This is a genomic window from Curtobacterium sp. YR515, assembly GCF_900113095.1.
Classification (GTDB): Bacteria; Actinomycetota; Actinomycetes; order Actinomycetales; family Microbacteriaceae; genus Curtobacterium.
On record NZ_FOOD01000007.1, the window covers coordinates 1 to 1,343 of the forward strand.

The 1,343-nt window shown below is 63.3% G+C and carries 1 protein-coding gene and 2 rRNA genes; all 3 read left to right on the forward strand.

Features of this window, described 5'->3' with window-relative positions:
• Positions 1 to 331 (forward strand): 23S ribosomal RNA (locus tag BM028_RS17285); the annotation flags it as partial.
• Between the two features lie 154 nt (positions 332 to 485).
• A 5S ribosomal RNA gene (gene rrf / locus BM028_RS17290) occupies positions 486 to 602 on the forward strand.
• A 527-nt stretch (positions 603 to 1,129) separates the two neighbouring features.
• The coding region (locus BM028_RS18645; protein ID WP_175496119.1) for a hypothetical protein at positions 1,130 to 1,343 on the forward strand (214 nt) is incomplete at its 3' end.

Below are 1,343 nucleotides of genomic sequence, written 5' to 3' on the forward strand. Positions count from 1 at the left end.
CGAGCTGGGTTTAGAACGTCGTGAGACAGTTCGGTCCCTATCCGCTGCGCGCGTTGGAAATTTGAGAAGATCTATCCCTAGTACGAGAGGACCGGGATGGACGAACCTCTGGTGTGTCAGTTGTTCTGCCAAGGGCACCGCTGATTAGCTACGTTCGGACCGGATAACCGCTGAAAGCATCTAAGCGGGAAGCCGTCTTCGAGATGAGATTTCCATGCACCTTGAGTGTGAGAGGCTCCCAGCAGACTACTGGGTTGATAGGCCGGATGTGGAAGCGGGGACTAACGACCCGTGGAGCTGACCGGTACTAATAAGCCGAAGACTTGACAACACAACTATTTCCCACACTTTCGGGTGTGGGGCTCGCGTCCACTTTGTGGTTCCCGACAGACGATCGGGAACAAGAAACTGAATACCGCGCTGTGCTCGAATAGGAGCGCCCGCGGAACAGCTTTCGAACTTCCAAGCGATTGGGTCGAAGGTGTTCCGGTGGTCATAGCGAGAGGGAAACGCCCGGTCACATTCCGAACCCGGAAGCTAAGCCTCTCAGCGCCGATGGTACTGCAAGGGGGACCTTGTGGGAGAGTAGGACGCCGCCGGACTCAATTTAGTAAGAAGATGTGGCCATCGGCCCTCCATCGAGAACTCGTAGGGGAGACCCTCGTTCTCGGGAGGCCGGTGGCTACTTCTGTTTCTGCCGCACCTCGCTCGACTCGTGCGCTCGTTCGTGATGGACTGGGTGCACGCGTACGGGCGGGACAGTGCGGCGCCGACACACACAACGACACAGCGGACGATGGCCTGGGCGAGCGCTCGGGCACGCAATGAGGAGCAACGGTGGCGAACGACGACGATCAGCGGCGGAACGACGGCGATCGTGGAGACCGACGAGGCCGCGATGGCGACCGGTCCCCTCGGCGTGACGGTGGGAACCGTTGGTCGTCCGGGCCGCGCGACTTCGAGCGCCGCGAGGGCGACCGACGCGACGCTCCCCGGCGCGACGCTCCCCGGCGCGATGGGGATCGTCCTGCTCGGGATGGTGGTCCGTCCCGTGACGGGGCGCGCTCCTACCGTGACGGCGATCGTCCGTTCCGCGATGGTGGCCGGCGGCCCGCCTGGCGTGGTGACCGTGACGACTCGAGTCGTCCTCCTCGTGGTGACGGTCCGCGCAGCTCGGATCGTCCTGCTCATGACGGGGAGCGCCCGTTCCGTGGGGGTTCCGACCGTCCTCGTCGTGATGGTGACCGTCCGTTCCGTTCGGATCGTCCGGCTCGCGATGGGGATCGTCCGCGTCGTGATGGTGACCGTCCGTTCCGTGGTGCCGATGACCGTCCGCGTCGTGA